Source organism: Neobacillus massiliamazoniensis (assembly GCF_001048695.1).
GTDB lineage: Bacteria > Bacillota > Bacilli > Bacillales > Cytobacillaceae > Neobacillus > Neobacillus massiliamazoniensis.
The window spans coordinates 76,893-99,063 of sequence record NZ_CVRB01000002.1; the positions used below are offsets into that span (position 1 = coordinate 76,893).

At 39.6% G+C, this 22,171-nt stretch carries 24 protein-coding genes; 3 read left to right on the plus strand and 21 right to left on the minus strand.

All coding sequences use genetic code 11. The features are described 5' to 3' along the window. Positions 1-17 precede the first annotated feature (17 nt). From BN1082_RS28860 to BN1082_RS08530, 18 genes are all read right to left on the minus strand, one after another. Positions 18-620 carry a BMC domain-containing protein gene (locus BN1082_RS28860; RefSeq protein ID WP_090633363.1) on the minus strand — a complete coding sequence of 201 codons (603 nt, stop codon included), beginning with the start codon at positions 618-620 and terminating at the stop codon, positions 18-20. Between the two features lie 18 nt (positions 621-638). Beyond that, positions 639-1,292, minus strand: coding sequence for a cupin domain-containing protein (locus BN1082_RS08450; protein ID WP_090633365.1), 654 nt, complete (start codon positions 1,290-1,292; stop codon positions 639-641). Between the two features lie 34 nt (positions 1,293-1,326). After that, positions 1,327-1,875: a BMC domain-containing protein gene (locus tag BN1082_RS08455; protein ID WP_090633367.1), complete on the minus strand. Its 549-nt coding sequence runs from the start codon at positions 1,873-1,875 to the stop codon at positions 1,327-1,329. A 1-nt stretch (position 1,876) separates the two neighbouring features. Then, on the minus strand, positions 1,877-3,202 hold the full coding sequence (locus BN1082_RS08460; RefSeq protein WP_090633369.1) for a 4Fe-4S dicluster domain-containing protein: 1,326 nt from the start codon (positions 3,200-3,202) through the stop codon (positions 1,877-1,879). 16 nt (positions 3,203-3,218) lie between these two features. After that, positions 3,219-3,482, minus strand: a complete 264-nt coding sequence (locus tag BN1082_RS08465; protein WP_090633370.1) for a EutN/CcmL family microcompartment protein — start codon at positions 3,480-3,482, stop codon at positions 3,219-3,221. Continuing rightward, the gene (locus tag BN1082_RS08470; protein ID WP_090633371.1) at positions 3,479-3,781 is read right to left on the minus strand and encodes a BMC domain-containing protein; all 303 of its coding nucleotides are present in this window, start codon (positions 3,779-3,781) and stop codon (positions 3,479-3,481) included. Before BN1082_RS08470 ends, BN1082_RS08465 begins: the two co-directional genes overlap by 4 nt. A 13-nt stretch (positions 3,782-3,794) precedes the next feature. Next, the gene (gene eutJ / locus BN1082_RS08475) at positions 3,795-4,640 is read right to left on the minus strand and encodes an ethanolamine utilization protein EutJ (protein ID WP_090633373.1); all 846 of its coding nucleotides are present in this window, start codon (positions 4,638-4,640) and stop codon (positions 3,795-3,797) included. Next, a complete protein-coding gene (locus BN1082_RS08480) occupies positions 4,622-5,302 on the minus strand; it encodes a cobalamin adenosyltransferase (protein WP_218055144.1) in 681 nt (226 codons plus the stop codon). The genes eutJ and BN1082_RS08480 overlap by 19 nt, the downstream gene beginning before the upstream one ends. Beyond that, entirely contained in the window at positions 5,302-5,748 is a 447-nt protein-coding gene (locus tag BN1082_RS08485; RefSeq protein WP_090633374.1) for a EutP/PduV family microcompartment system protein, read from the minus strand. The genes BN1082_RS08480 and BN1082_RS08485 overlap by 1 nt, the downstream gene beginning before the upstream one ends. Beyond that, positions 5,745-6,104 (minus strand): BMC domain-containing protein, encoded by a 360-nt coding sequence (locus tag BN1082_RS08490; RefSeq protein ID WP_425412137.1) that lies wholly within the window; start codon positions 6,102-6,104, stop codon positions 5,745-5,747. Before BN1082_RS08490 ends, BN1082_RS08485 begins: the two co-directional genes overlap by 4 nt. A 28-nt stretch (positions 6,105-6,132) precedes the next feature. Beyond that, positions 6,133-7,086 (minus strand): choline TMA-lyase-activating enzyme, encoded by a 954-nt coding sequence (gene cutD / locus BN1082_RS08495; RefSeq protein WP_090633378.1) that lies wholly within the window; start codon positions 7,084-7,086, stop codon positions 6,133-6,135. Positions 7,087-7,202: 116 nt separating this feature from the next. Then, a complete protein-coding gene (gene cutC, locus BN1082_RS08500; protein WP_090633380.1) occupies positions 7,203-9,743 on the minus strand; it encodes a choline trimethylamine-lyase in 2,541 nt (846 codons plus the stop codon). A gap of 82 nt (positions 9,744-9,825) precedes the next feature. Then, positions 9,826-11,313, minus strand: coding sequence for an aldehyde dehydrogenase family protein (locus BN1082_RS08505; protein ID WP_090633382.1), 1,488 nt, complete (start codon positions 11,311-11,313; stop codon positions 9,826-9,828). A 31-nt stretch (positions 11,314-11,344) separates the two neighbouring features. Then, the gene (locus BN1082_RS08510; RefSeq protein ID WP_090633384.1) at positions 11,345-11,647 is read right to left on the minus strand and encodes a BMC domain-containing protein; all 303 of its coding nucleotides are present in this window, start codon (positions 11,645-11,647) and stop codon (positions 11,345-11,347) included. 23 nt (positions 11,648-11,670) lie between these two features. Continuing rightward, positions 11,671-11,967: a BMC domain-containing protein gene (locus BN1082_RS08515; protein WP_090633386.1), complete on the minus strand. Its 297-nt coding sequence runs from the start codon at positions 11,965-11,967 to the stop codon at positions 11,671-11,673. 30 nt (positions 11,968-11,997) lie between these two features. Further along, entirely contained in the window at positions 11,998-12,264 is a 267-nt protein-coding gene (locus BN1082_RS08520) for a hypothetical protein (protein WP_090633388.1), read from the minus strand. A 29-nt stretch (positions 12,265-12,293) separates the two neighbouring features. After that, on the minus strand, positions 12,294-13,406 hold the full coding sequence (locus BN1082_RS08525; RefSeq protein ID WP_090633390.1) for a hypothetical protein: 1,113 nt from the start codon (positions 13,404-13,406) through the stop codon (positions 12,294-12,296). A 274-nt stretch (positions 13,407-13,680) separates the two neighbouring features. Then, on the minus strand, positions 13,681-14,595 hold the full coding sequence (locus tag BN1082_RS08530) for a choline kinase family protein (protein ID WP_090633391.1): 915 nt from the start codon (positions 14,593-14,595) through the stop codon (positions 13,681-13,683). Positions 14,596-14,965: 370 nt separating this feature from the next. Here BN1082_RS08530 and BN1082_RS08535 point away from each other — a divergent pair, with 370 nt between their 5' ends. Beyond that, entirely contained in the window at positions 14,966-16,063 is a 1,098-nt protein-coding gene (locus BN1082_RS08535) for a 1-propanol dehydrogenase PduQ (RefSeq protein WP_281177012.1), read from the plus strand. A 57-nt stretch (positions 16,064-16,120) separates the two neighbouring features. Here the strand turns inward: BN1082_RS08535 and BN1082_RS08540 are convergent, their stop codons facing one another. Continuing rightward, the gene (locus BN1082_RS08540; RefSeq protein ID WP_090633394.1) at positions 16,121-16,918 is read right to left on the minus strand and encodes a response regulator transcription factor; all 798 of its coding nucleotides are present in this window, start codon (positions 16,916-16,918) and stop codon (positions 16,121-16,123) included. 2 nt (positions 16,919-16,920) lie between these two features. Continuing rightward, on the minus strand, positions 16,921-18,114 hold the full coding sequence (locus tag BN1082_RS08545) for a sensor histidine kinase (protein WP_090633396.1): 1,194 nt from the start codon (positions 18,112-18,114) through the stop codon (positions 16,921-16,923). Between the two features lie 503 nt (positions 18,115-18,617). Here BN1082_RS08545 and BN1082_RS08550 point away from each other — a divergent pair. Together BN1082_RS08550 and BN1082_RS08555 are read left to right on the plus strand one after the other, a co-directional pair. Then, the gene (locus BN1082_RS08550) at positions 18,618-20,066 is read left to right on the plus strand and encodes an APC family permease (RefSeq protein ID WP_090633398.1); all 1,449 of its coding nucleotides are present in this window, start codon (positions 18,618-18,620) and stop codon (positions 20,064-20,066) included. Between the two features lie 21 nt (positions 20,067-20,087). Further along, positions 20,088-20,891, plus strand: coding sequence for an alpha/beta fold hydrolase (locus BN1082_RS08555; protein WP_090633400.1), 804 nt, complete (start codon positions 20,088-20,090; stop codon positions 20,889-20,891). 90 nt (positions 20,892-20,981) lie between these two features. On the opposite strand, the gene BN1082_RS08560 is transcribed toward BN1082_RS08555, so the two are convergent. Beyond that, positions 20,982-21,761: a TerC family protein gene (locus tag BN1082_RS08560; RefSeq protein ID WP_090633402.1), complete on the minus strand. Its 780-nt coding sequence runs from the start codon at positions 21,759-21,761 to the stop codon at positions 20,982-20,984. Between the last annotated feature and the right edge of the window lie 410 nt (positions 21,762-22,171).

The window sequence follows — 22,171 nt, forward strand, 5'->3', positions numbered from 1 at the left end:
TGATTACTCCCTTCTGTCTATTCATCTAATTTTTTGTTGCTATAATAGTCATTAAACTCTGTAAGCAACGTTTTCTTATCTGCCTTGGAAATCATTCTTCCGGCAATCCCTAACTGTTCATATTCACGAGCTAGATTTCGAAGCTTGGTCACTTTAAAGCTGTTCAGAAGCTCAAGGACTTCTTCTAAACCATGATCAAGAACCTTTTGATCCAGCATAAATTTATTGATTTCTTCAGAATCTAGTTCAATTGAAATCGTTCTTTTGTCTTCAACTACTGAAGTTTCTTCTTTAGGTTCCACTTTTATAGACTTCAAAGTTTGTAGTTTAGCAACCTCCAGTGGTTTTACTGACCCAATCATGTCATCCAATTCCTCGTGAGGACGGGGAATGACATGCTTAGAAACTAGCAATTCACTATTTATTTGTCTCACTGCGGCTGTGCCAGCTTCAACAGCTGCTGTAACGGCGCCTACATCACCGGTTACAGCGATTGAAACAAGACCGCCTCCGACATAGGTCTTTTCAACAAGGGTAACTTCTGCCGCCTTAAGCATTACATCTGCACTCTCAACAGCTGCAAGGAGTCCTCTTGTTTCAATTAACCCAAGTGCTTGCATTTTCCCCTCTCCTTAACTCTACATAAGGTCAGCCCAATTGGCAGGATATGTAGTATAGAATAGTTTAGCCTTATCAGGAGAACCCCAAATTACCTTAGAGCCTGACGGTACATAAATCACATCTCCAGGATATGCAGTAAAGGTTTTTCCATTAATGGTGATTGTTAAAGTGCCTTCAATGATATAATCAATTTCCTCATAGCTTAGTTCCCATTCAAAATTGGATTTTTCTATCGTTAAAAATCCGGCACTCATGGAAGAGTCATTTTTACTAATTAATTCTTGATAAAAAACTTTATTGTTTGGGTTTCCTGTATCAAATGCATCAAACTTTACCGAATTACCACGAACTACCTTTAATCCTCCATCACCGTGTTCAGCAAGATATGGTTCAGTATGGAAGGTATCAAACAATCCTTTTAGAAGTCCTTTATCTACCATTGCTTTGAGCACAGTGTAGATCATATTACTGTCTATTTCACCGCCACAGGGATTTACTGGTTCAGAAGGTTTCACCTCAAAGCTATTATTCTTAAAAGAAAACTCTATTCCGCTAACGATAGCTTCATCCTTAGCTGCAGGAGTAATAATCGTATTGCTATCAATAATCACTACTTTCTGTTCTTGTTTCTTAAAAGCTTCAACATCTTTTACGGATATCAATTTCTTCATCCCTTCACCTCCTCTCAGTGTGAGATAAAAGAGTTTAGTATAAACATGGGATCAGTCTGTCGGATACCGATGCGATAACCTCTGCATTTACGAGCAAACCTTTTTCTTCAGCGATTCCTTTTCCCGCTTCCATACTTGTTTTAACGGCAGCCACATCACCGGTAAAAGTGAAGAATGCCTTTCCTCCCAGTCCATTCCCTAAACGAAGTTCAAGTGCTTGGACATTAGCAGTTTTAAGAATGGCATCCGCAGCTAAGATCATCGTTGCTAAGGAGAAAGACTCTATTATTCCCAACGCCTGAATTCTATCAGGCATTGTGGTTCCTGCAATGGCGGGAAATACTGCAGGACTAACATTAGGGATAATGAGAGAATCAACAAAATATTCTTCCGCCAGCCTTTCACCTATTCCTACTGAATCCTGAACTGCCGCAACATCACCATGAACAATAGCAATATACTTCCCAGGGCAAGTAGAACTAGCTGTAACGATTTCCACATCAGAAATCTTTACCATCTGATCTGCTGCGAAAATACCACGGGCAATGCTTGTAAATTCTACTACTCCTATCGCATTCGCCATTTTAGTCCCTCCTTATTGCAATAAAATCATTTTCTGTTTCTACAACCGTTCCAGAAATGCTTGCATGAATGGCAGCCCCTAAACTGTTTTCAGGAATTTTTCCAATCAGCTGCCCGGCGCTTACATGATCACCAACTGAAACAACTGGTATAGCAGGAGCCCCTACATGCTGGCTTTTTTTAACATAAACAATCTCTGGATTTAGAGTAATCTCTGTCATTGGAGCCGGTTGGTCAAAATGATACAAACCCAATTTGGCAATAAGACGCTTACTAGGGACTAAACGATATTCACGGTTTTTGCGGGCATTGAATGCTGGCTGCGCCGACTGAAAGCGAATATTTTTATCCATTAATTTCTGTTTAATATAGAGATTGTTTGACTTCGGATAAAGTCCAATCGGACATGAGAATAATTCACATAAATTGCACTGGGAGCAAAGATAGGCACTCTTTTGTTCCTCGACAGCATCCAATGCATAGTTTGTTACTCTCATCATCTTATGCGGCTGTAAGTTGTGCCCCAGCAAATAACGCGGACACATGTCGGTACACATACGACATTGCTCACAGGCCTTATTTACTCTCCTTGCCTGTTCCATACTAGTCGTTTTTCTTCTAATCAGATAATGTTGCTTTTTTAATATAATTAACCCCTTTGTTTTCTTTGTAACAAATCCATTTAAATTGCTCATGATAGGTCCCATCATTGGGCCACCATCAATAACGGCATAGTCATCAAAACTCTGTAAACCGCTTAGCTTTAACACATCGATAATCGGTGTCCCCACTGGAACCTTTACAGTTAAGCGGTTAGGGATATCACCGGCAACAGTGATAAATTTTTCTGTAACTGGCACATTCATGGAGGCCTGGTAAATGTTTAAGGCAGTTTCTGAATTTATGACTACACATCCAACTTGAATGGGAATGCCTGCCTCTGGAACCACTCTACCCGTCAGTTCGTACACCAAAATCTGTTCGTCACCTGCCGGATACGCATCCTCCAGTTCTTTTACCTCAACGAAGCCGCCCACCTGAAGTGCTTCAATTCGCTCTTTCAGAATGGAAACCACTTTTTTATGTTTTCCTTTAATACCTATCAGTGCTTTATTTGCGCCCACAAGCTTTCTAGCAGCTTCAAACCCTTTAATGATTTCATCTGGAAAGAGCTCCATCAATTGCTGATCCACTCTTAATAGTGGTTCACATTCAGCACCGTTAAGAAGTATATATTCTGCCTTTGCTTCTAGTTTCACATGAGTAGGGAAGCCTGCCCCTCCTGCACCAACAATACCAGCTTCTTTGACCATTTCTAGAAGACTCAATTTTCCATCACCCTAATCACTTAAACTTACAATCTTCATCTATGATACCGACAACACACGCATCAACCGGAATCGAATCATCACCAAGCATCCTGCGAGCCGATGAGCCAGTAGTAATAATAACCCTATCTCCTATACCTGCACTTATGATGTCTACAACAATCAGGCGCTGTCCCTCATTGCTGCCCCCAATTACTTCTGCAAGCATAAACTTTAACCCGTTAAGTGATTCAGCCTTTCTTGTTGCCCATACCGTATCAATCAGTTTTGCCGTTATCATATGACTATGCCTTCTTCCGACTTGCGTTTAATCTGTTGCATTGCTGCTTCAACAGATGCTGTATCACCAAAAATGGCGATTAAAATCATGTTCTGAGGACAGCTGCCTCTAACATCGGCAACCGTAACACCAACTGCCTTTTCGGCTATATCTGCTGCATAAATCATTTCAATCATTCTCCCCTGCACCAGACCAACCGCATCAGAGCAATCCATTTTTTTATTTGTCCCAAGCCCTATGCGCCGCATAAGAATATCGATTGTACCCTCAGACGGAGATTTAATTATTCGAAATTCCATATTTGCCCCCCGCCTATTCTATAATTTTCTGCCCGCAGCTAAGTGCAATTCCTAAAGGAGTAACAAACATTGGATTTTGCGGCTTATGCGTATATATTCCTGTCTTCTTCTCAATTATTTCTTCAATCCCACTTAAGCAACAGGTTCCCCCAACCAAAGATATTTCCTTTACGTCATAATCTTTAATATGTCTATTGATAATGGATGAAATTTTTTCAACGACAGGCTTTAGTACCGGCAGCAATTCTTTGTGATTCATTGGATCACGTTTATACTTTTCTGCATCTGCAAATGGCAGTTTGTATGCACCGGAAATTACTAGTGAAAAGTGAGTTCCGCCTGTAGGATCATCTGCCACATAAACCACTTTTCCATCCTTCAGAATCGAAATACCTGTCGTGCCTCCACCTATGTCTACAACGGCACCGTTTTCCATTTTGAGGACGCCATTCGCAGCAGTAGATTCATCCAGTAAGTTGGTTAATTCAAAGCCTGCTGCTTGAACAACATTCTTTACTGCTCCTGAATCCAATGCATCTGTTCCAGGTGGAATAGCAGCAGCTGCATACAGCAATTCAGTTCCTAATTTCTCCTCAAGCTCCTGCTTCAATTCTCTAACTATATTAATCGCACCGATGTAATCTACTACCATACCGTCGCGAACGACATCTGCATACCGGTAAGCTCCCGCAACTGGCTTATAGTTTTCATCCAATACAGCTAAAACAACAAATGCTGTTCCTAAATCGACTCCTGTATAGTAAACAGAAGATTTACCCACAATAGGATGTTCGACTGCTTTTTCAAAATCTTTTACAAGTTGATCACAGTATTCAAAAGTCAATTTATTCTTTGACATTTTCCCCCTCCTACCGCTGAGTGAATTAATTGCGAAAGACAGTTAATAATCTGATTAACCTTACCAATCATTTCTTCATACCAGATTTGCTCTTCATTACTGCTGTCACAAAGTTCCAGCATTAGCGGTTCCATTTCCTGCAGAGCACAGCGAAGTCGATGTAATATAACGATCTCCCTGCCCTTTTCGAGCTGCATGTGAAAATCTGTGATTTCAAAACAATCTCCTAAATTACTAGAAAAATTATTTTCGTTAATCCCTGCACATTCATTGCAGCTAAGGTTTTCGACAGGACTATGGTTCTTCACTGCATTTTTTAAAGCAGAGAATTGTTTATAGAGCTTTACTACCATATGTGCCAAACAAACATCTTTCCTCAGCAGCTCTTCTCCTGTTAGAAGAAACAATGCTTCTATTGACTTCATCTTGCTTTGAAACTGCAGATTTTTCCAATTATTCTTGCTCTCAGACTCTTCAGTTTGTTGCTTAGTACTTCCAGTTTTCTTGTTATCGCTGGAATCTACCATTTTGATTCCGCGATCCGTAAGAAACTGGCGTCCTCCAGGTGTAAGTCTTGCTTTCGCTCCTAGTTCATAAGCAGTAAAGGGTTCTTTTTTATATAAATCCCGCAAGTAACTTTCGGTAATAAATTTCATTTTCATTACCTAACTTTCTTTTCAAATAGAAATTCTTTTAATGCGCTAATACCTTCACCACTCGGTACGCTGATTTTAAAATAAGGGTCTGCAGCTCCAATTTTCTTAAGTTGGCGAATGCACAAGTCCTCATTTTCCGGCATTAAATCAATTTTTGTAATCACACCAATAACAGGACACCGAAATACTTTTGCAAAACCGGGTGAATAAACATCGGCGATTTTTGATTGATCAACTAATATCAAAACATGTGATGCATCCTGTACGGCTGATATTAAATATTTGTACATCCAAGTATTTTCAATATAAGAACCCGGAACATCAATGGTATTCTTTCCATAAATTAAATTCTGTGTTTTTCGAATAGGTCCATCCTCATCATTTAAGGCATGAACCAAAGTGGTCTTTCCGCAATTAGTTGGTCCGATGACCATGATTCGTTTTTTTCTCATGTCCGTGTTATTGGGGTTGCCACAAAACCCAGCATATTTTTCAACGTATCATTTACTGCTTCGAGAGCAGTTTCGACACTTTGCACATCACCGCTAATTACAACCGAGCCCGTAAAACGGTCAAGAAATCCAATTTCCACATCAGCCGTCTTTGTGGCAATATCTGCGGCAATGATGGCCGTCTCGTAAGGTGTTAGCGTAAGAATTCCGATTGCTCCTTTTTCATCTATCCCCAACCGTTCATATATATCCGGCATGGGGGAAGCAATGACATGGGCAATCGTCACTTGTTTTCCCGGTACCGATTCCTGGATAATCCGCTCTATCTCTTTTTCACCAAATGCTCCCATCATCATGACCTCAATCTATATTCTTTCGAAACGATTAGTGATTCACTACCTTAACTGGGAAATCATATTTTTTAAACGCATACTCAATCCTTAGCATTTCTTCATCTGTCAGGCTTGGATCTCCGTTGATTTGATAATCTTTCCCGAGCTGATTGTACTTATTGACTCCGAATTTATGATAGGGCAATAAATCGATCCCTTTAAAATTTTTATATTCCCGGTAAGATAATAAAAATTGAATGACTTGATCCATTTCATCCTGACTATCATTGATTCCTTTTAGTAGCGGCATTCTGATTTTCACGTTATATCTGCGTTTAAGAAGCTCTGTCAAATTGTTTAAAATGCGCTCATTACGAACTCCTGTTAATTCAAAATGCCTATCGGAATCCATGTGCTTAATATCAAAAAGGAATAAATCCGTAAACTCAGCCACTTGAAGGACAGCCTCCAATTTTGCATAGCCACTTGTTTCAATTGCCGTATTGATTCCTTCTTTTTTACATGCCATCAGCAGATTTGCGGCTGCCTCAGGCTGCATCAATACTTCACCACCGCCCAAGGTAATACCCCCGCCGGACATTTCATAAAAGGTTCGATCCTCTTCAATGATTCCCAGAAGCTCGGATATCGTTTTGGTTTCTCCCGCAATCGATAAGGCAGATTCAGGACAAACATCGATACATTTACGGCAGCCAATACAGTCCATATCGCGAGTTATCTCAAGTTTAGAGGTTTCTTTTGAAAGATTGAGTATTCCAACCGGGCAGACAGAAACACAGGCACCGCAATCTGTACATAAGCTTCTTTTTAACATGACTTGAACTTTTCGTTCTAATCCTTCAGGATTGGCACACCATTTACAACGTAATGGGCAGCCTTTAAAAAACACGATGGTTCTTACTCCTGGTCCATCGAACATATTGTATTTCTGTACGTTGAAAATGAGTGCTTTTCTTTCAATCATTCCTGCTCTTGTATTGCCCATACCCTTCATTCTCCTGTTTGATTCAACATATTTATGGAAATGGTTTTTCTGCTGCTTGTCCTAAAGGACCATAAAGTCATTCCAACAAGCAGCAAAAAATCGCGTTAAAATGGTAATTACAAGTGATTCAGCATGGTTCTGCTGATAATTTCGTCTTGAACATCCTTACAAAGTTCAACAAAGAATGCACTGTAACCGGCTACACGGACAATTAAGTCACGATAGCGCTCAGGATGTTTCTGCGCTTCAATCAATGTATTGTTATCGAGATAGTTGAACTGCATCTCTCCATTTCCAAGTACGGAAGCAGTCCGTAAAAGGGTAATAATCCCTTCTTCCCCTTCTGGAGTATCAAGTAATCCTGACATTAATTTGAAATTATGAACCATACCGATGTTCATACTATCCGAAGCCATTTTTGAAACGGACTTGATAATTGCTGTCGGACCTTTTACATCAGCCCCTTGAGTCGGACTGATTCCATCGGATAATGGCAGCCAGGCACGGCGCCCGTTGGCAGAAGCACCGGTCATTTGTCCAAATGGCGTGTTGTTTGAAATGGATAAAGTACCATGACTTAAAACAGAGTATAAAGTTTTGTACTTACGATGTTCCATTTCTGTAAAATTAACCAAGTCAGTAGCAATCAAATCTGCATAGTCATCGTCATTACCATACTTAGGAGCATTCAAGCAGTCCGTTCTAATTTGCTCATAACCTTCAAAGTCCGCTTTTAATGCTTCATTAAGCTGCTGTAACGTATATTTCTTCTCTTCGAATACTAATTTTTTGATTGCGGCCATGGAGTCTGTATAGGTTGCTAAGCCGGACCATACAACACCTGGGCCGAAGTTATACATGGCACCGCCTGCAGAAACATCCCTGCCATTTTCCATACAGCCTTCATACATAATTGACATTAGAGACTTAGGTGCGAGCTCTCTGTGAATTCGCTGCGAAATCACGGTAGCAACACTTGACCATTTTGTAATATATTTGATTTGCTCTCTCACAGCATTCTCAAATTCTTCATATGTTTTATATTGGCTAACATCACCCATATCAGGGGTCACTTGTTTGCCATACCAAAGCGGAACACCATGGTTGAGAACCAGCTCAATACAGATTGGCCATTGGGTATAGGCAGTGGAAGTCCACTGATAGAGACGGCCAGACTTCTGCGGTTCAACACAGCCCATTAAACAATAGTCTCGAGCATCTTCAATCGAAACCCCTTTTGCCAGCATCATCTTAATATGTGAATCATCAAAATGACAGGCAGGGAAACCCATACCGGAACGAATAACCTCAACAATTTTCTTTAAGTATTTCTGGGGTGATTTATTATGGATCCTTGCAGCTAGAGAAGGCTGATAAATCTTCACATGACGAACAGCATCCATAAGCAGATAGGTAAGACCATTTGTTGCATCTCGGCCGTCCCTTGTAACGCCCCCAACGCACATATTGACAAATGGCTGATAACCGGCAAAGAACTTAGAACCGCCTTCACTTGTAATCCACATCATTTCAGACATTTTGATTAACATACAGCCGGCAAGCTCAAATGCTTCATAGTCTGTCATTCGGCCAGATTCTTTATCTGCCTTATAGAACGGATACATGTACTGGTCAACACGGCCGATTGACATCCCTGTCTGATTCTCTTCCACAACTAGGAGCGATTCAATTGTCCAAACAGCCTGAATGGCTTCCCAGAAATTCTGCGGTTTATGTGCAGGTACTCTTGCATTCACTTCGGAAATCTTCTGTAATTCAGCTTTACGCTTTGGATTCGTTTCCTTTGCGGCAAGTTCTGCTGCATACTCGGATAAACGCTTGGCATAAATCATGACACCTTCTGTCGTATCAATGACAGATTTATAGAAATAAATTTTTTCAATATCATCAGGGTTTTCGTAATTGAGCTTTGCCAGATGATCCTTTGCCTCCTGCTGAATATCCAGCATCCCCTTCTTCATCAGGATGACATCATAGCCAGGATTGGAATCACCGCCGCCATTTAGTGCATGGTAAGAACAGTCTGAAACGAATGACTCACCCGAAAGTTCCCAGAGACCCGCTTCCCGATATTGATCTTCACAGTACTCATCAACGGATTTACCTTCCCAGAATGGGAACAGTTCTTCTCGCATAATTCTTTTATCTTCTTCAGAAATATAAAATGGATCCTGTGGACGTGTGCCAATCGTATCAATTTCATTCACCATCCATCTCCAGGCAATATCAGGTGAAAATGCTCCAGCACGAGGTGCTCCGTTCGGTGCTCCGACAATCAATTCATCATCTTGGATCACGAGTGGTGCGGTCTCGCAGCAATAGCGGAAACATTTAGCCCGCAGCATAATCTTTGGCATGCCAGGGTTTTCCTTCGCAATCTTCGTAATGGCTCTGGCACGGTAGGTAGTAATGGAAGGAACATATTTCAAATAGTTTTCTTTCAGCCTCTTTAGACGGTCCGTCATCCCATTCGGAATGCCGCCATTATGACTGCATTCCTCAGTAAATTGTTTAGGCTCTTCTTTTGCCATATTCATTGAAACGCCTTCAAATAACTTAATTAAAGACTTTTGCTCTGCTTCAGACATGTTTTTCGTCGCTTCTGCTAATTTGATTGAGAAATCACGAATATCCAAATTTCCTTACCTCTCCTTCTTATAGACTCTAAATCTATCTTTTTATGGGATTTCTTGATACTCCCGTAAAACGATTACACTATCAAAGTCCTTGAATAACATTTTTCAAAATTTGCTGCAGCATCTGCAGATCTTCTAGCTTGTATGTCGGAGACAGTGAGGTATCTCCTGTTGAAGATGGTTTCTCTGCTAACACTCCATTGGCGATTTCTTCTGCCTTGCGTACTCCATAGCCAACTTTGCGAATATAAATGAGATTCATAGGGGACACATTATCAGTCGTGATCCCCACACCCGCTGATCCGCTGCCGAGTGTCATGGCAGGGAATAAATTGGTTGTTGCACCCATACTCCCAAATACAGCAGGGGTATTCACTAGGACTCTGCCTACAGGTTTTTTCAAAGCAAACTGGCGAATTACCGCTTCATCTGTTGAGTGAATGACAAGGGTATGCCCGTTCTTTTCACTAATCAACAGCTCAATACATTTTTCGCATGCATTCATCCAATCGTCTTCTATGTAATAAGCAAAAACGGGACAAAGCGTTTCTTTCGTGAATGGATTCATATCGGATACATATTTTTGCTCTGAAACCAAAACTCTCACGCTGTCCGGTACAGAAAATCCAGCACGTTTGGCCAATTGTTGTGCGGATTTACCAACCATTTCAGATTCAACACTGCCATCTATTCGAAAAAGCTGAGAACTGAGCTTTTGTGATTCTTCTTCTGTCATAAAATAGGCTCCGTTTTCCTGGAACTCGTGTTTTACTTCAGCAGCTATACAGCGATCGACAACAACAGAATGTTCTGCAGCAGATACAACACCGTTATCAAATGTTTTACTCGCCATAATATCCTGCACCGCCTGCTTTATGTCGGCTGTACGTTCAATAAATGCCGGGCCATTTCCATTTCCCCCATAAATGACGGGCTTCCCGGAATTGTTTGCCGCTTTCAGCATACTTGGTACACCGGTATTCATAATTAAAGCAGTGGCAGGATGATTCATTAGTTCAAATGTTCCGCTTGGAGTCACAGTGTGCAAGTAGGCAAGTGCCCCCTCAGGCAAACCGTGTTCTTCAGCTGTACGAATCATAATGTCTAGTGTCTTGCCAATGGTTTTCTTCGCTCTTGGATGCGGTGAAAAAATAATGGCATTGCCAGACTTTATCGCAATCAATGCCTTGTATATAGTAGTTGAAACCGGGCTTGTTGCTGGACAAAGGGCAATAATGACACCAATCGGAACACCGATATCCATCGTCTTGTTTTGTTGATCTTGACTGATCATTCCTACACAAGTCATACCTCTAAGTCTTTCAGGCAAATACTTACAAACGAAACGATTTTTAATATATTTATCTTCCGATTTGCCATAATCGGTTTCATCACTAGACATCATTGCAAGTTCATGTGCATGCTTGTCAATTTCCTCTGCAATAAGTTCAACAATCTCATCCAGCTTTTCCTGTGGAAAAGAGGCGAGCTTTTTTTGTGCTTCGCGGGCATTTTCCACGAGAATTCGCGCTTCTTGGATGGAGAGCAAATCATTATCAATAATATTCATTTCTGACTCTCCTTTTCATTCCAGCCACACATTAACCTAGCAAGTTATCTATGGAATAACGTGCAATGATTTTTTCAATATCTTGATGTGGCCTTGCAATAACGACTGAGCTATAAACTTGAGCACCCATATCTTCTACCGCTTTTACACCGGTCTCTACTGCTGTTTTACATGCCCCGACATCGCCACGGACCAGAACAGAAATGTATCCAGAAGCTACGTTTTCAAACCCAAGCAATTCCACATCCGCTGCTTTACACATGGCATCTGCTGCCTCTAAAACATAAACAATTCCAAATGTTTCAATTAACCCCAAAGCTTCATATCTATTCATTTAGTTAGTCTCCTAACTTATTTTTATTTATCAATGTCATATAATGAAACGATGTCACCAACACTCTTTATCGGCCGAGGCATAACATTTTGTGCTGTTAATTTCCCAATTGCCGCCGCAGCAGCAGCTCCTGCCTCCACAGAAGCTTTTACTGCCGCTACATCCCCCTTTACCATGATAGTAACGAGCGTGGAGCCAACGTTTTCATAAGATACTAGTTCAACATTAGCAGCCTTTAACATTTTATCCGCTGCCTCAATGGCTGGAACCATCCCCACTGTTTCAACAAGCCCCAATGCTTCTTCTCCTTGATACCTCATTGAATTTCCACCTCCTCTTGAAAAAAACAATTAGTCTTTAATGTAGTTATTAATGGTATTTGCACCATCTTCGTGGGCATGATAGTAGATCCTTAAGTCGCCTGCCCGATCCATTTCAAATCTTGATTCTTCAAGAAGACCATTGGCTTCTGCCGTCATTAAAGCTGAAATGACATCTTTTCTATTAAGTGCCTTGAACTTTCCATATTCACCTTTTAAAGTTTCTATAACGTCCTCTGCACAAGCTTCTTTCACTTTTGTAAAGTGTTTTAAAATAGCATAGTTAAGCGGTTTCAAAAAGTCCTCCTCCAATTCCAATGGCTTTTTTAGCTTGCTATTTTTTGTTCTCCTTGCCCTCGGCCTTTTCTGAATAAGTCTAGTGGATTCATCGCGATAATTAAGATACCGAATACCATCATGACAGCAGCAATCCAAACAATCGGAGGTAATGCCCAACCTTTCATACCGGCGAATACCCCAAGGACAATCCAGCAGCAAAATGGTCCCCAAAATGAGTAAGTTCCATTACAAGCCATACCAAGAGCGGCACCACACATACTGTTACCTCTATACCAGCTCATATAGGAAATGAATGCACAAAATCCGGCTATTGCAATCCAAATCATTGCAGGACCACTTGTAAATGCCTGAGTAGCAAGATTAGCTGAAAGGCCAATATTGCCAGCCATTAAAGCAAAAATAGGAAGTAAAATAAGTAAGTTTGAAAGACCAGATATGACCTGACGAATTGTAATCCCAATCTCATAATCAATCATGGATGTACCATAACCAGCTACACATCCTTCAAAGCCCCAGCCAAGTGCAGCGATGAAAGCAATACAAATACCTAGGAACATACCTTTTGGTGCATCACCGGCAATGCTTGTGCTGCCGATCATAAAACTGGAAAGAACACAAATAGCTATACCTAACATCATTCGTTTGTTTAATTGTTGTTTAAAAAGAAGTCTGCCTAGAATCGCACCAATTGCTGGGCAAAGTGCCGTAATTGGTATAACGATGGAACCAGCCATTTGAAGTCCAACAACATAGGCTGTGCTAGAGATAGGACCACCTACAAGAGCTGCTAAAATCATCACACGGCCAGGTTTCGATTTAATTGTTCTAAAGAAATCACCAAGTTTTCCTTTAATGCCTACATTCAGTAAGGCCCAGCCAGCACTGCAAGTATCATTTACCGCACTACCTAGTGCTCCAAGTAAGTAGGTAATTACAAAAGCAGATAAAGCGGCTTTGTTCACACCATACCAATCTGCCCAAACCCCTTTGGACATCCCTAATGTCAAGAATGCTGAATAAAATCCGTACATAACACCTGAAAATAAAGCGATTACAATTCCCTTTTTAAAAAATTGTGATGTTAACTTCTTTTTAGCAGCAACCGCTGATGGATTAGCTACCCTCGCCTCATCGTTCATAGCAGTACTCCTTTCTTTAAATTCATTTTTTTAAACTATATTGAGTGCATTTTCATCATAACTTGTTTAAAGGATTTTATTTGGCACCTTCGGATGTTTTTACTGGATAATATCCTTTAGTTTTTTTATGATATTGTACTTTCGTTACTTTTTTTCCATTGTTTACAGCTTATTTATTTTTTCAGTTGGACTATTAACATAGAAAAATATCCATTTACAAAATGGAAGACGCCTTGATTTCTCAAAGCGTCTTTATTCAATCGTATATATCTATCTATTTCGTTACCATATCGGCAATGGAATAATCTGATGAAAAGGTGATTTCCTTGATATTCTTTCGAAAACGTTCGTATCTAAAGTAGCAGTAGTCGAGAAAATCGTCGCCATGGTAGTGTCGAATCAATGCCCATACCGTCCAAAGCAAATCCTGTGCCAGCATATAGCCTTTTATTTTTAAAACTTCTTCAGGCACAGGTATTTGGCCATAGTAGTCTAAAAGAAAAAAGTTAATGGATTCTTCTGTCAGTTTGGATTCAAGAATATAAGCAGCTATATCCCAGCTTGGATCATTCATTCCGGAATATTCCCAATCTATTAGATAAGCTTTTCCCCTGTCATTCAGGATAAAGTTTTCTGGCACTGTATCGTTGTGACAAGGAAGATAACAAGTATTTTTGATATTTTTGTTTACAAAATCAAGCAACTTTTCCTTCAAAACATCATAATCAAAGAAAAAATCGCCATTAAGCTCTTTAACAATATGTTCATACTTATTTAACTCTGTCTTCCAATCAAAGAAATTAGGAAAATGTTTAGTGCTCGAGTGGGTTTTTTTCAACAGGCTAGCAACTGCTCTCAAGTTTTCGGAACTACATGGATTGGAAACCGCTACATTTTTGCTGTTTTTAATATATGCACTGATTTTAATCCCGCTAATTTCATCGAAATAAACACACTCTGAATTCAAACCGAGCTCTGAGGCGATGCTATTGTTGACTTTTTCAATTCCTCTGTCAATAATCTGATTGGTCATACCTCCCGGTTGCCGGATGATATAATCTGCTCCCTTAATGTTCATTATGTAATTGTAATTCGTCAGTCCGCCTGCAAAACGGGATTTGTCAAAAATAATACTGTCATCATTGAAAATGAGACGCAGTTTTTTTTGTACTAATTCTTCCATTGCCATTCGTAACCCCACCAATGCACATTAAAATAGTTAACGAACTTCAACTGCAGTATAATTCCATTAAATTTACAGGTCAATATACAGAAGTGAATAAACTAGTAATTTTTCCATTTCAAATAACTATTGTCCAAGAAAAAAAAGATTATATACAATGTTAAATTTTATCAGGATACGATAGTCCTATATTATATGGAAAACCTTCAATGATTTGATTATTTTGTATGCTATCTTAAATTTGCACCATTTTTTAAAAACCAAAGCTAATCAAAAAACAAGACAAAAGAGTTGTTTTTAAGCAGCACTAGCTTAAGAATGGGAGGTAAAGATCATAGAAGACCAATTTATCCTGAAAACCAAGGTTTATTGTAGCATTCAATCACTAAAATATTTAAAAAAAATTACCGGTACCCGAGCATTCATAGTCTCGGATTCCATTATGGAATCTCTGGGATATCTACAAGAAGTAGTAGATTACTTGAAAGAAGCAGGGATAAGCTCAACCGTCTTCACTGGTGTTCGCCCTGATCCGGATGTGCAGATAATTGCAAACGGGCTAAAACTTTACAGGGAAAGTGGTGCAGATGTCCTAGTTGCAATTGGCGGAGGCTCTACCATCGATTCTGCTAAAGGAATCCTTTATTTTGCCTGGAAGTTCGGCAGCTTAGAGGGGGCACAAATAAAAAAACCGCTCTTTATCGCGATACCTTCCACAAGTGGAACTGGCTCTGAAGTAACGGACTTTTCCGTCATTACCTCCGAAGGCGAAAAGGTTTGCATCATAGATGAGTTTATTGCACCAGACATCGCCATACTAGACTCAACTTGTATTAAACATGTTCCCGAACGTGTGGTTGCTGATACGGGAATAGATGTTTTGGTTCATGCGATCGAGGCATATGTCTCCTCAAAGGCAACTGATTTTACGGATGCTCTCGCAGAAAAAGCAATCAAACTAATTTTTGAAAATCTTGAGATTCTCTACAAGGACACAAAGAATGACCATGCAAGAGATCGTGTCATGAATGCTTCCTGTTTAGCTGGGATAGCCTTTACAAATACAGGTCTTGGCATCAATCATAGCCTTGCCCATGCCTTTGGCGGGACTTTTCACATTTCACACGGTCGCTCAAATGCACTTCTCCTTAATGCGGTGATTGAATTCAATGCCGAATTAACAGGGAGTGCCAACGGATATGCTGCCGAGCGCTACGCTAAACTGGCAGAGGTTCTGAAGCTTCCAGCCAGGACAAGTCGTGAAGGAACTGTAAATTTAATGACGGCAATAAGCAAACTGAAAAAATCGCTGGGAATCGAAGAGCATATTGGTGCCCTTGGAATTAATCAGGATGAGTTTGAAAAAGAACTTGAACAAATGGCTGAAACCGCGATGATCGATCGGTGCACCCCTACTAATCCTAGACAGCCTTCCAAGGAAGAGTTGATTCGAATTTTTCAAAAATGTTATTAATATAGAAGAAACTTCCCCACCAAAAATAAAGAGAGAGGTGGGGATTTTATATTGACATTAACATTCAACACTAATCTTACAAGTTGAATCATTCTCATTTAAAACATGAGCATATTTTCTATACGTTTGGGGCGTCATGTTCATTTTCGCACAGAATACCCTGTTAAAATAAGACGGGTCTGCGAAGCCGCATTCATATGAAATCCGGTATGCTTGATAATTGGTCGTTTCCAATAATCTACAGGCATATTGTATTCTCAGTTGAATGATATAATCAGTAAAGGCGATACCCATCTCCTTCTTAAACACATGGCTGAAATATTTGGGATTCACAAAAACCTTTGATGCTACCATTTCTAAAGTTAATTTTTCCCTGTAATTCTCTTCGATATATTTTATGGATTCCTCGATAAAGTAGTGGCGGTCATCCTTCGAGTTCATGCTCACAACCTCAGGCTTTTCCTCGACCAAGACATGACCGTTAGATACAGATTTCAACATTTTCCCAAATATCTCTTTAAGGTGATTAGGTTTGATAGGCTTTAGGAGATATTCAAAAACTTGAAGACTGATAGCCTTCTGAGCAAATGAAAAGTCTGAATAGGCGGTCAAAATGGTGATACATGAGTTAGGAAGGAATTTTCTAATCTCCTGTATGGCGTTCAAACCATCCATTTCAGAAATCATCAAATCCATGAAAATAATATTGGGCCGATACTGCTTTGCCAGCTTAACGGCCTCAACCCCGCTTTCACAAGAAAGCAGCATATCCTCCGGATGAAGCTCGTCACGCACTACCATTGTAAGAAATTCTCGTTCAAGCATTTCATCTTCCACAATCAAGACAACATTCATTCCTAGCACCTCCCTATTGGCTGGGTTGGAATCTTGATGGCTACCGTACTACCACTAAAGTCAGATTTCACGATTTCCAATCCGTAACATTCTCCATAGGATCGTTTTAAACGTTTGTCTGTACTTCGAAACCCGAGACCGGACTTATTTTCTGACTGCTGTATTTTATCTAGAACATCCTTTGAGAAACCGTTTCCATTGTCTTCAATCGAAATAACAATTTCCTTTTCAAATTCTTCTGCGTAGATATTAATTTTACCTCCATCACGTTTTGGAGTAATTCCGTGTATGAGAGCGTTCTCAACAATGGGTTGAATAACCATATTAGGGATTCTATATGCCTTAATTTTTTCAGGGACGTCGATGTTATAATCCAATCGGTTTTTAAATCGGACCTTCTGTATGTAAAGATATTTCTCGATGTTATCAATTTCAGAAGCGATGGTGTGCAGCTGATCATTCTGCTTTAAATTGTATCGTAGCAAATCGGAAAGGCAGTAAATAAGCTCCTCTGTTGTATGAGAATGTTCAAAATAAGCAATGCGGGCAATACAGTTCAAGGTATTAAACAAAAAATGCGGATTGATGACCAGCGACATATTTTTAGCTTCAAGTTCGATAATCTTTTTCTCAAGCATTTCCTTCTCAATAGACAGCCTTGCCACATCTGAATCGACATGACTAACACTTTCGGCCAAGTCAATCGAAATATTCTTGGCAATGTGACCGCATATTTGTTCATGTATTTTCATTTTATTTGCTTCTACGGTTTTCAGCGAAGCAATAGACTTGGCGATAAACTCCAATTCTGCATTTTTTTCTTTTTTTAGAGACTGAACATCAATCATATATTTTTGATATTCTGTCTCTTGAGAATATACCTGCATGCCGGCTATGTATCCCAATGTCTCATCATGAAGCTTAATCGGCAAAAAAATGTTTTCGAGGCCATATCGGCAGACAAAACTGCCCTCCTCTTCCGATTTAAATCGACATATGTACTCGGAGCATACCTTGTCTCCCCTTTCCCGGCATATATGGGTGCAAAAATCGGGGGATGGGATTAACTCATGCAAAACATGACCATTTGTATCTACCAAAAACAAGGGAATATCTGATAGGGATAAAATCCCGCTATAGCGGGCATATATATTGGAAGCTATTAATTTATTAAGAGGATTATCTTTTTTTTTCATCCTAATTGTACACCTTCCGATATGCAATTAATGTTGAGTTTTATATATTTTCATGTAATCATCTTGGAAATTCTTTTGAATTTCTTTATTCTTTCAATAATCTTTAACCACTCTTTTAAACATTCTTCCGAAAATTCCTCGATCCACTCTCTCATATTTTTATAATCAATAAGAACATATCAATTCTATTATACAAATTCGTACTTCCTTTTTTTGTTTTAAATAAGAAAATTTTGTGTATTTGCTATACATATACTGTTTTAGTTATTTTCAAAAAACTATTTAAATAACTAAAAATGACGTACCCTCTGCCAAAATGCTCAAAAGATAAGAAGTTCTTATTTCTTGGGTCTCACCAAAAAAACTATCTTACCAGAACTTTATTTTAATGTCTTAGTGTTTTTATGTTGAAACAGAATATTCAAATATTTTCGGACATACAAATTAATTGCAACAACAAGTAAATAATTGTTGCCTAATACAATTTTGAGGAGGACATACTTATGAGTTTACCGCCTCTGCCACAGGGAAAAACAACAAATCAAGAAGGCCCTCAGCTCTCTCATAATGCTATCGGCTTAAAGGAAGTTGTGTTCCAATCTATTACTGGGATGGCACCAGCTGGGGCAGTGGCATTCGCTCTCACATATGTAGCTTCAGCTGCTGGGGGAGCATTACCGCTTGCTTTGATTTTAGCTATGATCCCAAGCTTAATGGTCGCTAGTACTGTTGCACAATTTGCTAAAAAGCTTCCCTCAGCTGGGGGTTATTACACTTATACCTCCCGTGGGCTAAACACGAATGCGGGTTTTATTACCGCTTGGTTTTTCTTGTTTTATGAACCACTTATGCCAGCCACCGTATTCGCTGTAGTTGGATTTCTTGTCCAAACCACTTTTCCAACCGTATTTGGCCTAGCAATCCCCTGGTATGTGTGGTCTATTGTTGGAATCCTGTTGCTTCATTGGATTACCTATAGAAACATTCATGCTTCTACAAGAGTAGCAAATATCCTTGGATTAATTGAAATAGGGGTTTTTTTAGCATTAGCTATTACAATTCTTTTTAATACACCTCACACCCCTGGAATCGTCCCCTTTACCCCTTCTGCTTCATTGAACCATAGTTGGTCAGGTGTGTTGTTAGGAATGGTATTCGGGATATTTACCTTCTGTGGCTTTGAAACGGCAGCCCCGTTAGGGGAAGAGGCACGCAATCCAAGAAAAACCGTCGGAAAGGCTGTTATGCTTGCAGCTTTTATTATTGGTGTCTTTTATATGATCTGTGCATACGCTGGGGTTACAGGTTGGGGACTTAATAAAATGAGTGGTTATGCAGTATCAGACAATCCTTGGAATATCCTAGCAAAACACTATTGGGGCTGGGGCTGGATACTTATTTTCCTCGCACTTATGAATAGCCAAATGGGAAATGGAATTGCGTCTCAAACAGCCTGTACCCGTGTATTATATGCGATGGGGCGGATTGGGGTAATGCCGAAAAAACTATCGACAATCCATCATAAACATAAAATTCCTTCTGTAGCACTAAATGTTCAAACCACGGCTACATTAGTCCTCACGCTTGGGACTGGTTTCTTATTTGGCCCTTTTATGGCAAGCCAGCTAATTGCTGAAATCCTAACTCTTTCCATCATTATGGTATATATTTTGGGTAATATCGCATTAGTTCGTTTTTATCGAAGGGAATATCCAAGTGAATTTTCATTTTGGCTACACGGAGTATTTCCTATTGTTTCGAGTCTATTTCTCGTTGTTGCACTGATCGGTTCCATCTTCCCAGTTCCTTCCTACCCATTAAATTTGAGTCCATATATTGTGTTAGTGTGGATTATAATTGGATTTTCAGTGCTGACCTATCTTCGTCGTAAGCGTCCAGATACCATTGAAGCCGCCAAGCTCATATTTACAGACGACGTAAATAATTTGTAAAAAAAAGAGAGGGACTTCAGCATGCCAACTATTTTTTTAAACTCAAACATTTCCCTTTTTTACGAAACTGCTGGATCCGGGATCCCTGTTGTCTTCCTACATGGAGTGCTCGGGAGCAGCGAATATTTCTTTAAACAAAAAAATAATCCCCTTAAGGGAGCAGCATCGATTTTCCTAGATTTCCGCGGCCATGGAAAATCACAAGCTAGTGATTACGGGCACTCGGTTTCTCAATATGCTTGGGATGTACACGAAATCCTAAAAAAACTCAACATCTCTCGTTTTATACTTGTCGGATGGTCAATGGGAGCACTTGTCGCCTGGGAATATATCCATATTTTCGGCGAAAAAAATTTGGCTGGCTTAGTCATTGTTGATCAATCTCCAAGTGACTTTGCCTTTAAAGGGTGGCCATACGGAACGTTTACACTAAAAGATTTATTGGAAATTCAGAATTCCATATTTGAAAACCCGCAGAAATTAGCGGAAGAAAACGCTAAGAATATCTTCCATCAACCATTTGAAGAAAACCTATCACTTTCAGTTGCAGAATTCTTAAAAGTAGATCCAAAAGCCGCCCATAGTATTTTTACTGACCAAACATTTAGAGATTACAGGCATATTGCCTTAGAGGTTAGCTGCCCTGTCTTGCTTTGCTTCGGGCGCCATTCTACCATGGTACCAAATCAAGCGGGTACGTATCTGCATGAGCATTTGCAGGATTCTGAATTGGTAATATTTGAACATTCCAGCCATTGTCCATTCCTAGAGGAAGCAATAAAATTCAATCAAGTGGTTGAAGCATTTGTAATAAAATGCAGTTAAGGTAGAAAGTAATATCGAAATAAGGTCCAGTCCTCCAACACTTTATAGCGATGGAGGACTGTTCCTTAAACATGTTCTAAAAAATTTCCACTAGGACACCTTTGATTCATTTTTAGCTGCCTCTTTATTTGAGAATATCCAGCCCCCGGCAGCAATCATCACTAATACAAGGTAAAAACTTATCTTCCAAACAGTAGAATGTGCAAATTCTTCACTTATAATAGCAATTGCCGGATGTGATAAAGAATACACGGCAAGCTTGATCCCAACCCAACCTACAATCAAATAAGCGGCTGTTTCCAATCCTGGTTTTTTCTCCAACAGCTGAACAAACTTGTTTGCTGCAAAACGCATAATGACCAAACCAATGAATCCACCGGCAAAAATGACTAAGAATTTTCCCCCGTCAAGTCCGCCGATGTTAGGAAGCTTCGTTTCGGGAAGGACAACAGCCATAGCAACTGCAGCCAAAATTGAATCGATCGCAAACGCAATATCGGCCAATTCAACCTTTAAAACTGTTGTCCAAAAGCCACCTGCTTTCCGAACTGCCTCTTTCTTCTCTTTTCCCCCAGCTTTTCCTTTCAACATTTTTCGGAATAGGTGATTTCCTGCCATAAAGATAAGATAAACAGCCCCGATTGCTTGAATCTGCCAAACATCGATCAGGTAGGAAATGACAAACAATGACCCGAAGCGAAACATAAATGCACCTGCTAATCCGTAAAATAAGGCTTTTTTCCGATCATGTTCTGGAAGATTTTTAACCATCATCGCAAGCACCAATGCATTATCTGCAGCCAGCAACCCTTCTAGAGCAACTAAAACAACCAAAACCCATCCATATTCCAATAACAGTGATAAATCCATTAAAATTCCTCCTTCAAAAATGATTTTTATAATTAAAAAGACCTTTGCCATCAGCGGCAAAGGTCTATGAATATACAAAAAAGACCTTTACCGAAAATGTAAAGGTCTTGCTAACAACATGAATGTTGCCAACAAAGCCGGAGAACCTAGATTCTCGAAATGACGACTTTATTGTAGCAGCTACTCCCCTTTAAAAGGAAAATTTAATTAAATTTACTATATAATAGTTTGGTATATTTGTCAATTAAACACAAAATTATCGATCATCTCAACTTTCTAAAGCAGTAGTGAATGAACATTTTCTAAGAATACCTATACTTTTAAGGCAAGATTCTACTCCTTACCTAAAAATAAATTACGATATACTTGATAAAGAAATTATTCCTGAATATAATTTTATCAAGACTAAT